The sequence below is a fragment of the Clostridioides sp. ZZV14-6154 genome, assembly GCF_020657785.1.
Classification (GTDB): Bacteria; Bacillota; Clostridia; order Peptostreptococcales; family Peptostreptococcaceae; genus Clostridioides.
The window spans coordinates 750,970-763,881 of record NZ_JAGWCY010000001.1 but is presented as its reverse complement, the minus strand read 5'-3'; the positions used below and the strand labels follow the sequence as shown (position 1 = coordinate 763,881).

Here is a 12,912-nt window from a genome sequence, read left to right as displayed (position 1 = left end):
TTTGTTTAAAAAAATAAATAAAGATATTGAATATATAATGAAAAATGATCCAGCAGCTAGATCTAAGATAGAAGTTTTTTTACTATATCCATCAGTGCATGCAATGATAATGCATAGAATAGCTCATTTTCTTTATAAGAAGAAGATGCTTTTTACAGCTAGATTAATATCCCAGATATCCAGATTTATGACTGGTATAGAAATACATCCTGGGGCTAAAATGGGAGAAGGTATTTTGATAGACCATGGAATGGGTGTTGTAATTGGTGAAACAGCTGAAGTGGGAAATAGAGTAACAATATATCAAGGAGCTACTTTGGGTGCTACAGGAAAGGATACTGGAAAGAGACATCCAACTGTTGGCGATGATGTATTAATTGGAGCTGGAACAAAAATACTAGGACCTTTAAATATCGGTTCTAATTCAAAAATTGGTGCAAATTCAGTTGTTGTTAAAGATGTACCTAATGGAGCCACAGTTGTTGGTATACCAGCAAAAATAGTGAAAATAAGAAATCTAGAACCTGTAAAAAAGAATAAAAGAGAAGTATCCTACGAATACGAAGAGCTAGACAATGTATATTATATATAGTCATAACACAACTATAAAATAAATTTTATAAAATTTATTTTGAAAAGGTATTATTTTCAAATTTGAGGACATAATAAAAAAGAACTGAAGGTCAAAGTTTTAGTTCGCCAATCTTTGGTAAACAAAATTTTAAATTTGTAACGTTTAGGAGGATTTTATTATGAAAGCAAATGTTAATCAAGATACTTGTATAGGTTGTGGATTATGTCCATCAATATGTCCAGAAGTATTTGATATGAAGGATGATGGAAAATCACATGTTATAGTTGATGAAATACCAAGTGATGCTGAAGAATCAGCAGCAGAAGCTAGAGAAAGCTGTCCAGTTGATGCAATAGATGTGCATGAATAAAATAAAAGCCTATAAAGATTGAAAACTCAATCTTTATAGGCTTTTATTTTTTATTGAGTTAAAATTTCAGTTCCTGTCTCTGTAACTAAAATCATGCACTCCCATTGAGCAGATAATTTACCATCTTTTGTGTAGATAGTCCAATCATTTTCTTCATCAACAAAAATCTCATGAGTTCCTTCATTTACCATAGGTTCTATCGTAAATATCATTCCAGGAACCAATAACATTTCAGTTCCTTTTTTAGAAACATAACTTACAAATGGGTCTTCATGAAAATTTAGTCCAACTCCATGCCCACCAATTTCCCTAACAACAGAATATCCATTTTCTTTTGCATAAGAATTAATAGCATCACCTATATCACCCAAGAATCCCCATGGTTTAGCAGCCTCAAGACCTTTTTGAATGCATTCTTTAGTAACTTGAACCAATTTTTTTGCATTCTCTTTAACATTTCCTACCATAAACATTCTTGAAGCATCTGAGTAATATCCATTAAAAATAGTAGAAACATCTACATTTATAATATCTCCATCCTTTAATATGATGTCTTTACTTGGGATACCATGACAAACTTCATTGTTTATTGATGTACATACACTTTTAGGAAAACCATTATAATCTAGTGGTGCAGGAATAGCTCCATTTTCTAATGTAAAGTTGTGAACTAATTCATTTATATCTTCTGTAGACATTCCAACTTTAATTTTATCCGAAATATAATCTAAAATCTTTGTGTTTATTACAGCACTTTTTTTTATTTCTTCAATTTGTGTTACATTTTTTATGATGTCATGAGTAGGTACAATATGACCTAGCTGAGCGAATGAATTTATTCTATTATCTATATCCATATGACATTTTTTATATTTTTTAGTACTTCCACACCAACAAGTATCATTTCTGTTTAATTTCATAACTCTTCATCCTTTTATTATTTATTTAAATCATGGGTTACATAAACTATTTTAAAATATAACCATTAGAAATATTATAACATAAATATCAAAAAGTCTTTTATAAAGAGTAATTTATTAAATAGAAATATATTATTAAGTATTAATGTATTTCATAGCTTAGTTCTAATTCTTCAAGAAAATTATATGTTAAAGGACAATTTTCTTTCAATATATTTTTTGAGTCTTCATCAAGATAATAATGGACAAATGATTCCGCAAAAAATTCTTCTGGAAATTTACTAATATATGCATGTGCAACTTGTTTAGGGTCATAAAGTTTATATCTTTCTTGAGTAAACACTTCCATAAATTCTTCTGAATTTGATTTTTTGTCTAAGACATTTTTATCTATGGCATGTGCAGTTTCATGTAATTCCAAATTTTTAGCTGAATGAACATTTGCATAACTAGGGTTACTATAACCTATTTTAGCTACAATAGAGTTGTTTCTATATACCCCAGGTACATCCTTCCAAGTTTTACCTGATCTTACCCAACACGGAGGTAATTGGTGTTTTAAATCACTAAATTCTGGTTCATCAGTTAAATTTGAATTTATTAATTTTATAACTATATCTTTTTCTTTAAGTGTTTGTAGATATTTTCCATTTATGTTTGAAAGTCTGTTTTTCATGTTTTCAACTTCATCTTTATCATAGTCTGAATTATCTGGAAGTATAAGCATTTGTTCAATTATATCTATATTACTTTCTCCTATATTTTCACTGTTTTCGTTAACTTCATATTTGAGATTATCATCTTGATAAAGAGTCATATTTGTATTGTTTTCTGAAAGATAGGAGTGAATATTTTCTAAATCTAAAATGTTCATTTGATGTAAAATATTTTTTGTTTCACCACTCCATACCACTAAAGAAAGTGAATTAAAGTTAATCAGTGGATTTTCTTTCATTTTTGTTTCATTACTTATACTGACATCGAATACATATTCAATGGAGTTTTCTATATCAAGATTGTTTGTGTTCTTCTTAAGATATAGATATGCTTGTCTTAACTCTATATAAATGTTATCTAAAGATTCGTCAAAAAATTCTGATAGATTGTTTGTAAATATTTCTTCGCTTAAAAGTTCGCTTTTATCAGTTACACTTTCAATTAAAGTATTAATTTCTTTTATCATCTCAGAAATATTTATCTTCTTACTTGCTTTTTCATCAGACACATTGCATGGTGCAAGAGCAATGCAATAAAAATCTTCTTCTTTTTTGTAAAAGGCTTTAAGTGATTTTGACAAAAGTGTAAAGTATACACCTATCTGTAAATTGACTTTAAATAAGTTCTTTTGTGATAATTCAATATTATTGCTTTTAGCTGTAATTAAATTGTTTTCCATAATCATTGCCCCCTTTTTATTAGGTTATCATAATTTTTTTATATATGTCAATTTATTTTTTTGAAAATTATAATTTTTTTGAAAATTTTATTTTTTATATTTGTGAATTTTTTGTTAGAAGAATAAATATGTTATTAATATGTCAAAATTTAGCGTCAAATACTCTTAGAATCTACTTTACTAATTTGCATTTGAGTTATTGTTAGAGCTGATTAATATATATAATTTACAGCAGTTTTTTTTATTTTATAATATAATGTTTATATATTTAATTTAAGGATGTGAATTAAGATGTATTTTACATATATTATAAGATGTAAAGATGATTCTCTATATACTGGATATACTAGCAATATAGCAAGAAGAATGAATGAACATAAGCTAGGAATTAATTCAAAGTATACAAGAGCAAAGGGATTTAAAAAGTTAGAAGTTTACTTTGTAACAAATACAAAAAGTAATGCAATGAAATTAGAATACTATATAAAAAAATTAACTAGGGATAAAAAATTATCTATAATAAAAAATCCCAATATACTTATAGATTCAATTGACAATAAAGAAAATTATATTATTGGAGAACAGATAAAAGAACTGAAGTAAGTGTCTTTAATTACATAGTAAATAAATGTATATAGTGTAAAAACTTGACAATAAATACTATTGTAATATAATGAAGTTATAAATATAATAAATTAAAATAGCTAGGGGAGCCAAGAGCTGAGAGGAATACCGACCCTTACACCTGAACTGGATAATGCCAGCGTAGGAAAGCTTAGTATAAAACTTAAGTATGTATTATTTGTGATATATGCGAATTTCTAAGCTATACCTATTGTAGGTATAGCTTTTTTAGTTAATTTATTTAAATTAAATTTTTAGGAGGGTATAAATGAGTAACTATAAAATACCAACACTTACAATAGCTGGTTCAGATTCATCTGGAGGAGCTGGAATCCAATCTGATTTGAAAACTTTTAGTGCAATTGGCACATATGGAATGAGTGTAATAACAGCTATAACGGCACAAAATACTCAAGGTGTTTTTGCGGTAGAAGATTTAAGTCAAAGTATAATAAAAAAACAAATAGAGGCAGTATTTGATGATATACCTCCAAGAGCAGTAAAAATAGGAATGGTTTCAAGCCCAGAAATTATACTTGAAATAGTTGAAAATTTAAAAAAATACAATCCAGAATATTTAGTAGTAGACCCCGTAATGATATCTAAAAGTGGATATTATTTATTAAAACCAGAAGCAAAGGAGAATCTAATTAAATATTTAATACCACTTGCATATATAATTACACCAAATATTCCAGAAGCAGAAGAAATTACAGGAATAAAAATACATAATGTAGATGATATGAACAGTGTAGGAAAGAAAATATTAGAGCTTGGACCTAAATTTGTTCTTATGAAAGGCGGACATTTAGATGGAGAAGCAGTGGATATTTTAGTTGGTAAAAATATATTTGAAGTGTATAAAAGTGAAAGAATTGATAAAAAAAATACACATGGAACAGGATGTACATTATCTTCTGCAATAACATCTTACCTTGCATTAGGTTATGAAATAAAAGAAGCAGTAAAATTAAGTAAAATTTATATAACAGAAGCAATAAAAAATAGTTTTGATATAGGTCATGGAGTAGGTCCAGTACATCATTTTTATAAGTTTGAATAGTAAATAAAATTTTATGGAGGTAGAATATGTATAATTTAATTGAAGATGCAAAGAAAGTAAACCCATTAGTAATTCACTATACTAATAATGTAACAATAAATGATTGTGCTAATGTAACCTTAGCTATAGGTGCAAGCCCTCTTATGAGTTTTTCATATGAAGAAGTAGAAGAAATGGTAAGTATAGCAAATGCTGTAGTTATAAATATAGGAACCATGAATTCAAATATATTAGATTTGTTTTTATTGGCTGGAAAGGTTGCAAATAAATACAATAAACCTGTTATCTTAGACCCAGTGGGAGTCTTTGCAAGTAAAGCCAGAGCAGAACTTACAAATAAGCTTCTAAATGAAGTTAAATTTGACGTGGTTAAAGGGAATATAGCAGAAATAAAATTTATAGGTGGTTTTGATGTAATGGGTAAGGGGGTAGATTCCTTTGATGATGAAGAAGATTCTACTGATATAATAAAAAAAGTTTCTGAAAAGCTTGAATGTATAGTTGCCGCAACTGGAAAAATAGATATAATAACTGATAGTAAGAATACATATAAAATAAATAATGGAACTGATAAACTAAAAGGTATTACAGGTACAGGATGTATGACTGCTAGCTTGATTGCAAGTTTTATGGCTGTGACTAAAAATACATTAGAGGCAGCTACAATGGGGGTACTTACAATGTCATTAAGTGGAGAGCTGGCTAATTTAAATAATCCACCAATAGGTACATTTAAAGAAAAGCTAATGAATTCTATTTATCAAATGGACGAAGAGATTATAAGTAAATACTCTAATATTGAATTTTTAAATGAATAAATGCTCAACAGGAGGCTGTAAATGATAGATAAAGAATGTTTAAAAAAAGACTTAAAGTTATATTTAGTGACTGATTCTGAAATGCTAGAAGGTAGAGATTTTTATAAATGTATTGAAGATGCAATAGCTTCTGGAATAACAACTGTGCAACTTAGAGAAAAAAATGCTTCTGGAAAAGAATTTTTAAAAAAGGCTATGAGGCTAAGGGAAATAACTAGAAAACATGGTGTTAAGTTTATAATAAATGATAGAGTAGATATAGCAATTATTTGTGATGCAGATGGAGTACATGTAGGACAGAGTGACATTGATGCCAAGGAAGTTAGAAAGCTTATAGGGAAGGATAAAATACTAGGTGTATCAGCAAGAACTTTAGAAGAAGCTATCTGTGCAAAAAATGATGGTGCAGACTATTTAGGTATAGGAGCTATATTTACAACATCTACTAAATTAGATGCTAAATCTGCATCATTTGAAACTGTCAAAGAAATTAAAGAAAAGGTAGATATACCATTTGTATTGATTGGTGGGATAAAACTAGATAATATAGATAAACTTAAGTGTTTAAATAGTGATGGATATGCTATAATATCTGCAATATTAAAATCTGAAAATATATCTAAAGAAGTAGAAAAGTGGACATTAGAAATATAAAATGAGTTATGGTAGTGAAAAAATTGGTAAAATTTGATATAATTTAAAAGTAAAATACAGGAAGTTATAAATGTAAACTTTTCTACATATACTTTTTAATCAAAATATATGTAGATTTGATTAAAAGGAGATGTAAATGATTAGGATATTATTAGTGTGTGTTGGTGGTATGTCTTCTACTTTATTAGTAAATAAAATGGAGAAAGATGCAAAGAAAAGAGATATAGACTGTAAAATATGGGCAGTTGGAGAAGGAAATATAAAATCAGAACTTGGTAATTTTGATATTTTACTTCTTGGACCACAGCTTAGATTTATGTTTGATGATGTAAAGTCTATAGTTGGAGATAAGGCTCCAGTAGCTATAATAGATATGGTAAACTATGGTACTTGTAATGGTCATGCTGTATTAAATACAGTATTAGAAATACTAAATTAAATCAATTATCTATAGTGAACTCTATGATATAGAGTTCACTTTTTATATTCTTTAGCAAAAATAAATGATGAAAGGAGTACAGAAAAAATTAAACATCCTGATATAATATTCGAATTAAAATTTGAAGAATTGAAATTTATTAATGTTAAGGTTACAAATATTATCCTTATAAAAATCATAGCTTTTTATATTTCTATCAAAATTTAAGATTTTACAAATTTTTTCTAATCAACTATTAATATTCTTTTTATTTATTATATACTAAATAAAATTTAAAATCATTAATTTAAGTCTAATAGAATATTCTTAATAAAAAAATATATCGAAATTTTTTTCTAATTTTTTATTTTCAACAAGGCTGATTTAAATTATTCATCTTTATAGATTCTTAATATATAATTAACTTAGAAAAAATTATTTCTAGATGAAAAATTAATAAAGGAGAATATGATGTTATCATTATCTATAATATTTATGTGTATAGTATTTTAAAATTTTACTCTTACTTAAAAAAGATAGAGTTGTTTTTATATGTACTTTATTCCTAAATTTGCACTAATATATAAATGATACATTGGTATTATTGACATTTATATTGGAGGTTGATTATGAAGAATGAGATTTTACGTTTTATAAATGAAAAGGTATTATTTAACAATTTTGATGAACTTAAAAACCAGAGTGGTATAGTAACAGAAGATATAGTAAAAAAATTTAATTTAAGTAGAACTCAATCAAGTCGATTATTAAATGACTTGGTAAAGTCTGATAATCTTATAAAGATAAATAGTAGACCTGTTATCTTTCTACCAAAAAATAAGATAAATGATGCAATAGGTCCTACAAAAAAAAGTATTTATGAAAGTGTTGATGAACTTAATAATGAGTGTAAATTATTAAAGCAGGAAATTGTATTTAACAGTATTATAGGTCATGAAAGTAGCCTAAAAGAGGCAATAGAACAAATAAAAACCGCTGTACTTTATCCAAATGATGGACTTACAATAATGCTAACAGGCGAAAGTGGTGTAGGTAAAACTTTTTTAGCGAAGGTAATATATAAATATAGTGTAAGTAGTAATATATTAGAAAAAAATTCTCCATATAATGTACTAAACTGTGCACAATATTATAATAATCCAGAGTTATTATCAAGTATACTATTTGGACATGTCAAGGGAGCTTATACTGGAGCAAATGAATCTAGAGCTGGGTTAATAGAGAAATCTGATGGTGGTATATTATTTTTAGATGAGGTACATAGATTAAACAGTGAAGGTCAGGAAAAGTTATTTACATTTATGGATACAGGTACATTTTCTAGAATTGGAGAGAATGGAGTAAATAGAAGTGCTAAGGTAAGACTAGTATTTGCTACAACAGAAAGCTTATCTGAGTTTTTGCAGACTTTTTTAAGAAGAATACCTATAAATATTTATGTTCCAAATATAGAGGAAAGAGGAACTATTGAAAAAAGGAAGATTATAGAACATTTTATATATGAGGAAAGTAAGGTGCTTGGTTTACCCATAGAGATAACTCAAATTACATTAAATACAATTTTAAAGATAAAATTCAAAGGTAATATAGGTGAATGTAAAAATGTAATAAAATATGCATGTGGAAGGGCATATGCAAAAAATCAAAAAAGAAATGGAAATATTTTTGTTACACTTCAAGACCTTCCTAGAAATATTTATATAGAAAATGTAGATATATTTCAGTTCCAAAGTGCTAAAAGCAAAAGTATTGTGTTTTCTCCTAAACAATTTAATATTGAGACATCAAATGAAGGAAATAAAAGAAATATAATATATCAAAGTCTTATAAAGTGTTTAGATTATTTTGATAGACTAGAAAAAAAAGAAATAACGAAAGAGTTATTTAGTGAAAAGAGCTCCAACTTAATGATTAGATTAATGGATAACTTAGTTTTTTCAAATAATGATGAAAATAAAAATGTACTTATGGAGCTTATAATATCTATAATGCAGGACATATTTAGAAATTTAGAAGTTAACAACAATATAAAATATGATGGGAATAATGTATTAGCATTTTCTTCGTATCTTTATTTGAAGGATGAGTCTTATCAATTGTCTGATGAATGTAAAATCTTACAAAGTAAATTACTAACATATTTAAAAAAAGAGAATTACAAAGAATACTCTATAGTAAATAAAGTATCGACATTAATAGCAAATAGATTGGATATGTACCTTAATAATGTAGATATAATTATAATGATTATATTTATTAAGTCAACCGTTATAAGAATGAAGTCTAATAAAGTTAATGCAATGATTATAGCACATGGGTATGCTACTGCTAGTAGTATGGCAAATGTATGTAATCGTATGTTGGGTAAAAATGTATTTACAGCTATTGATATGCCAATAGATTCGACAATTGCTGATGTATCAAATCAAATGTCTAGATACTTGGAAGGAGATAGGATAAAAAATGGACTAGTTGTGTTATTTGATATGGGCTCTCTTAATCTGATATATGAAGATTTAAAGAGCAAAATAAATAGTCCAATGTTGTTTATAGACCAAATATCCACTATTTCTGCATTAGAGGTAGGCAACTTACTAATGCAAGGTAAAAATATTGAAGATATTGCAGAAATTATGGATGAAGAAATTAAACCCAATATACAATTGTATTATCCTCAAAAAAATAAGGAGTATGCTATAGTATCTTCTTGTTTTACTGGGATAGGTACTGCTATAAAAATCCAACATCTACTTTCAGAAAGTTTAATTGGTATAGTCGATGTTAAGATAATACCTCATGATTATGAGAGTCTTGTTTTTATGGGAGGTAAAGATCCAATTTTTAAGATGTATGATGTATTGGCCATAGTAGGAACTGCTAATCCAAATGTAAATGGAGTAGATTTCATACTGTTAGAGGATATAATATCAGGAAAAGGAGAAGAGGATGTCTTTAGAATATTTAGTAAAGTAGTAGAAAGTGAAAAAATCAAAAACATAAATGATTCTATCATAAAGAATTTTTCTTTGACTAGAGTAATAGATAGTCTGACTATTTTAGACTCAAAAAAAATAATAGAGAGAATAGAAGAAGGAATCAACGCTATAGAAAATAATCAAAAGAAAAAGCTTCCTAATGATAAAAAAATTGCTTTATATGTTCACTTAAGTTGTATGATTGAAAGATTAGTTAGACAAGCTGAGATTGAAGAGTATACTGATATGAATTTATTAATTAAAAACCATCACAGTGAAGTTAAACTAATAAAAAATGCATTTAGTGTGCTAGAAAAGAGTTATAGTGTGCATATATCTATTTCAGAAATAGGATACATCTATAATATTATTTATGGACCACTTCAGTAAAATACAGTATTAAAAAATAAATAAATAAAATTAAAAAAAGTATGCCACTAGTTGGCATGCTTTTTGCTTTTATAAGTAAACAAGAGGATAAAAAATAAAAATTTTAATATATAATGGAGGATTTGAGGAAAATGATATCTTTAATGAGGATTGATGACAGACTAATACATGGGCAGGTGGCATATGGATGGACAACATCACTAGGTATAAATGTAATATTAGTTGCAAATGATGAAGCAAAAAACGATCAAATGAAAGCCATGTCATTAAATTTAGCTAAGCCTAGTAATGTAACTTTATATATAAGGGGGATAGAGGAATCTGGAGAAATAGTAGAAAAATTTGCTTCTTCAAAGAAAAGTAATGTATTAGTATTGGTAAAAAATACAAAAGATGCTTTAGATGTAGCTAAAAACTCAGGAGGAGTTTTAAAAGAAATAAATGTAGGTGGATTAAGATACGAAGAAGGAAAGAAGAAGCTGACAGACTTAGTTGCTGTTGATGATAATGATATAAAAAATTTTAAAGAAATAGCTGATTTAGGAATTGATATAGAATTTAGAATGTTACCTAGAGACAAAAAGAAAAAATTATCAGACTTAATAAAATAATTTGGGAGAAAGAAAATGAAAAATTTTTTAATTGCAACACATGGAGAATTGTCTAAGGAGCTTGTTGAGACAAGTAAATTAATAATTGGTTCATTAAGTAATGTTGAGTACTTTTGTATGACAAAAGATAAATCAGCAGACGATGCTGAGAAAGAAATGATAAGTATATTATCAAATAACAAAGATAATGGAGAACTTATCATACTAACAGATATATTTGGTGGAAGTGTAGCAAACATATGTACTAATTTACTTTTGCAGGGGTTTAAATTTGAGTTATTAACAGGAGTAAATTTACCAATGCTTTTGGCTATTCTTTTATCACCAGAAGAGGATGTAAAGCTATTAGCTAAATCGGGTTTAGAGGAAGCGAGAAATGGAATTGTTCATGTAAATGAATTATTAGAAAATAAAAATGAAATCAAGAATGTGATGTAATTAATGTAAATTAAGAGGGAGGTTCACTATGTTAGTACAAGCTATTATGTTAGCTATTATAGCAGGCTTTGGTATATTAGATGGACGTATATTTGGTCAATCTATGTTTGATAGACCAATAGTTACAGGGGCATTAGTAGGATTAGTTTTAGGAGATATAAAGTCAGGAATTATGATTGGTGCACAACTTGAATTAATTTGGATGGGAATTGCAGGAATAGGTGCAGCTACTCCTCCAGATGTAGTAACAGGTGGTGTATTAGGTACAGCTTTTGCTATATTATCAGGAAATGGTGCAGAAGTTGCTCTAGCTGTAGCAGTGCCAGTAGCAGTCTTAGCACAATCTCTTGGAGTATTAGTTAGAATAGTAAACTCATATTTTTCTCAAAAGGCAGTTTTCTATGCTAAACAAGCTGACTTTAAAAAGGTTACCATAATGATGTGGGTGCCAGTAGTATTATTCTTTTTAAGTACATCAGTTCCAACATTTTTAGCAATTATGATTGGTGCTGATAAAGTTACAACATTAATAAATGCAATACCTAAAGTTATACTAGACGGATTAGGTGTTGCAGGAACATTGTTACCAGCAGTAGGATTTGCACTACTTATGGATATGTTACTTTCAAAAAAGATGTCTGTATTTTTCTTTATAGGATTCCTCCTAGCATCTTATGTTGGACTAGATATAACTGCAATAGCGTTGTTTGGAGTCTGTGTAGCAGTTATATTAAACTTTTATATTAATAACAAAGAAAATAGTCAAAATCCTCAAGTAGCAACTAATATTTTAACGGAAGGAGAGATTGACTTTGAATAAACTAACAAAAAAAGAATTAAGAAGTATGTTTTGGCGTTCATTTGCTCTTCAAGGTGCATTCAATTATGAAAGAATGCAAAACTTAGGTTACTGCTATGCAATGTTACCTGCAATAAAGAAGTTATATAATAAAAAAGAAAATCAAGCAAAAGCAATAGAAAGACATTTAGAGATGTTTAATACAACCACAGTAGTAGTTCCTGCTATATTAGGTATAACAGCAGCTATGGAAGAGGAAAATGCTAATAATCCAGAATTTGATGAAAGTTCAATTAGTGCTGTTAAAACAGCTCTTATGGGACCTCTTGCAGGAATTGGGGATTCGCTGTTTTGGGGAACATTTAGAATTATAGCGGCTGGAATAGGAGTATCACTTGCAAAAGAAGGAAATATATTTGGACCACTATTATTCTTACTATTGTACAATATCCCAGCATTTGCTCTAAGAATACTTGGACTTAAATATGGATATAAAGTCGGGGTAAATTCCCTTGAAAGAATACAAAGAGAAGGGCTTATGGAGAAAATAATGTCTATGGCTACAACTGTTGGTTTATTTGTTGTAGGAGGAATGGTTGCAACAATGTTAAGTATAACCACTCCATTAAAATTTAATTTAAATGGTGCAGAAGTGGTTTTACAAGATATATTAGATAAAATAATACCTAATATGTTGCCTTTAACTTTTGCATTTGTAATATATTACATGTTAAAGCGAAAGGTAAGTGTAACAAAGTTAACTCTAGGCATTATAGTGGGAGGAATTGCTTTACATGCAATAGGATTATTATAGAAACAAAATTATAATTTATTGAATATA

The 12,912-nt window shown here is 27.8% G+C and carries 14 protein-coding genes and 1 riboswitch; of the genes, 12 read left to right on the top strand and 2 right to left on the bottom strand.

Annotated features, from left to right (window positions below):
- Position 1: 1 nt before the first annotated feature.
- Positions 2–592: a serine O-acetyltransferase EpsC gene (gene epsC / locus KGF45_RS03840; protein WP_227827446.1), complete on the top strand. Its 591-nt coding sequence runs from the start codon at positions 2–4 to the stop codon at positions 590–592.
- Positions 593–752: 160 nt separating this feature from the next.
- On the top strand, positions 753–944 hold the full coding sequence (locus tag KGF45_RS03835; protein WP_227827447.1) for a ferredoxin: 192 nt from the start codon (positions 753–755) through the stop codon (positions 942–944).
- Between the two features lie 50 nt (positions 945–994).
- Here the strand turns inward: KGF45_RS03835 and KGF45_RS03830 are convergent, their stop codons facing one another.
- Together KGF45_RS03830 and KGF45_RS03825 are read right to left on the bottom strand one after the other, a co-directional pair.
- The gene (locus KGF45_RS03830; RefSeq protein ID WP_227841879.1) at positions 995–1,864 is read right to left on the bottom strand and encodes a methionyl aminopeptidase; all 870 of its coding nucleotides are present in this window, start codon (positions 1,862–1,864) and stop codon (positions 995–997) included.
- Between the two features lie 142 nt (positions 1,865–2,006).
- Positions 2,007–3,260 (bottom strand): anthrax toxin lethal factor-related metalloendopeptidase, encoded by a 1,254-nt coding sequence (locus tag KGF45_RS03825; RefSeq protein WP_227841878.1) that lies wholly within the window; start codon positions 3,258–3,260, stop codon positions 2,007–2,009.
- 291 nt (positions 3,261–3,551) lie between these two features.
- Between KGF45_RS03825 and KGF45_RS03820 the strand changes: the two genes are divergently transcribed.
- From KGF45_RS03820 to KGF45_RS03775, 10 genes are all read left to right on the top strand, one after another.
- The gene (locus KGF45_RS03820) at positions 3,552–3,863 is read left to right on the top strand and encodes a GIY-YIG nuclease family protein (protein WP_227827450.1); all 312 of its coding nucleotides are present in this window, start codon (positions 3,552–3,554) and stop codon (positions 3,861–3,863) included.
- Positions 3,864–3,956: 93 nt separating this feature from the next.
- A riboswitch (TPP riboswitch) is annotated at positions 3,957–4,049 on the top strand.
- A gap of 103 nt (positions 4,050–4,152) precedes the next feature.
- Positions 4,153–4,947 (top strand): bifunctional hydroxymethylpyrimidine kinase/phosphomethylpyrimidine kinase, encoded by a 795-nt coding sequence (thiD, locus tag KGF45_RS03815; RefSeq protein ID WP_227841877.1) that lies wholly within the window; start codon positions 4,153–4,155, stop codon positions 4,945–4,947.
- Positions 4,948–4,973: 26 nt separating this feature from the next.
- Complete coding sequence (gene thiM, locus KGF45_RS03810; RefSeq protein WP_227827452.1) at positions 4,974–5,765, top strand: hydroxyethylthiazole kinase; 792 nt, start codon at positions 4,974–4,976, stop codon at positions 5,763–5,765.
- 21 nt (positions 5,766–5,786) lie between these two features.
- Entirely contained in the window at positions 5,787–6,419 is a 633-nt protein-coding gene (gene thiE / locus KGF45_RS03805; RefSeq protein WP_227827453.1) for a thiamine phosphate synthase, read from the top strand.
- 136 nt (positions 6,420–6,555) lie between these two features.
- Positions 6,556–6,858: a PTS sugar transporter subunit IIB gene (locus KGF45_RS03800; RefSeq protein WP_227827454.1), complete on the top strand. Its 303-nt coding sequence runs from the start codon at positions 6,556–6,558 to the stop codon at positions 6,856–6,858.
- Between the two features lie 608 nt (positions 6,859–7,466).
- Complete coding sequence (locus KGF45_RS03795) at positions 7,467–10,223, top strand: sigma 54-interacting transcriptional regulator (RefSeq protein ID WP_227827455.1); 2,757 nt, start codon at positions 7,467–7,469, stop codon at positions 10,221–10,223.
- A 131-nt stretch (positions 10,224–10,354) separates the two neighbouring features.
- Positions 10,355–10,834, top strand: coding sequence for a PTS sugar transporter subunit IIB (locus KGF45_RS03790; RefSeq protein ID WP_227827456.1), 480 nt, complete (start codon positions 10,355–10,357; stop codon positions 10,832–10,834).
- 15 nt (positions 10,835–10,849) lie between these two features.
- Entirely contained in the window at positions 10,850–11,272 is a 423-nt protein-coding gene (locus KGF45_RS03785; protein WP_227827457.1) for a PTS sugar transporter subunit IIA, read from the top strand.
- A 28-nt stretch (positions 11,273–11,300) separates the two neighbouring features.
- Positions 11,301–12,092 (top strand): PTS mannose/fructose/sorbose/N-acetylgalactosamine transporter subunit IIC, encoded by a 792-nt coding sequence (locus KGF45_RS03780; protein WP_227827458.1) that lies wholly within the window; start codon positions 11,301–11,303, stop codon positions 12,090–12,092.
- Positions 12,085–12,885: a PTS system mannose/fructose/sorbose family transporter subunit IID gene (locus KGF45_RS03775; protein ID WP_227827459.1), complete on the top strand. Its 801-nt coding sequence runs from the start codon at positions 12,085–12,087 to the stop codon at positions 12,883–12,885. Before KGF45_RS03780 ends, KGF45_RS03775 begins: the two co-directional genes overlap by 8 nt.
- Positions 12,886–12,912: the final 27 nt, after the last annotated feature.

Excerpts from the sequence above, each read along its gene's own strand:
- KGF45_RS03835 (WP_227827447.1), top strand. The coding sequence starts at position 753 with ATGAAAGCAAATGTTAATCAAGATACTTGTATAGGTTGTGGATTATGT.
- KGF45_RS03830 (WP_227841879.1), bottom strand. The coding sequence starts at position 1,864 with ATGAAATTAAACAGAAATGATACTTGTTGGTGTGGAAGTACTAAAAAA.
- KGF45_RS03825 (WP_227841878.1), bottom strand. The coding sequence starts at position 3,260 with ATGGAAAACAATTTAATTACAGCTAAAAGCAATAATATTGAATTATCA.
- KGF45_RS03820 (WP_227827450.1), top strand. The coding sequence starts at position 3,552 with ATGTATTTTACATATATTATAAGATGTAAAGATGATTCTCTATATACT.
- thiD (WP_227841877.1), top strand. The coding sequence starts at position 4,153 with ATGAGTAACTATAAAATACCAACACTTACAATAGCTGGTTCAGATTCA.
- thiM (WP_227827452.1), top strand. The coding sequence starts at position 4,974 with ATGTATAATTTAATTGAAGATGCAAAGAAAGTAAACCCATTAGTAATT.
- thiE (WP_227827453.1), top strand. The coding sequence starts at position 5,787 with ATGATAGATAAAGAATGTTTAAAAAAAGACTTAAAGTTATATTTAGTG.
- KGF45_RS03800 (WP_227827454.1), top strand. The coding sequence starts at position 6,556 with ATGATTAGGATATTATTAGTGTGTGTTGGTGGTATGTCTTCTACTTTA.
- KGF45_RS03795 (WP_227827455.1), top strand. The coding sequence starts at position 7,467 with ATGAAGAATGAGATTTTACGTTTTATAAATGAAAAGGTATTATTTAAC.
- KGF45_RS03790 (WP_227827456.1), top strand. The coding sequence starts at position 10,355 with ATGATATCTTTAATGAGGATTGATGACAGACTAATACATGGGCAGGTG.
- KGF45_RS03785 (WP_227827457.1), top strand. The coding sequence starts at position 10,850 with ATGAAAAATTTTTTAATTGCAACACATGGAGAATTGTCTAAGGAGCTT.
- KGF45_RS03780 (WP_227827458.1), top strand. The coding sequence starts at position 11,301 with ATGTTAGTACAAGCTATTATGTTAGCTATTATAGCAGGCTTTGGTATA.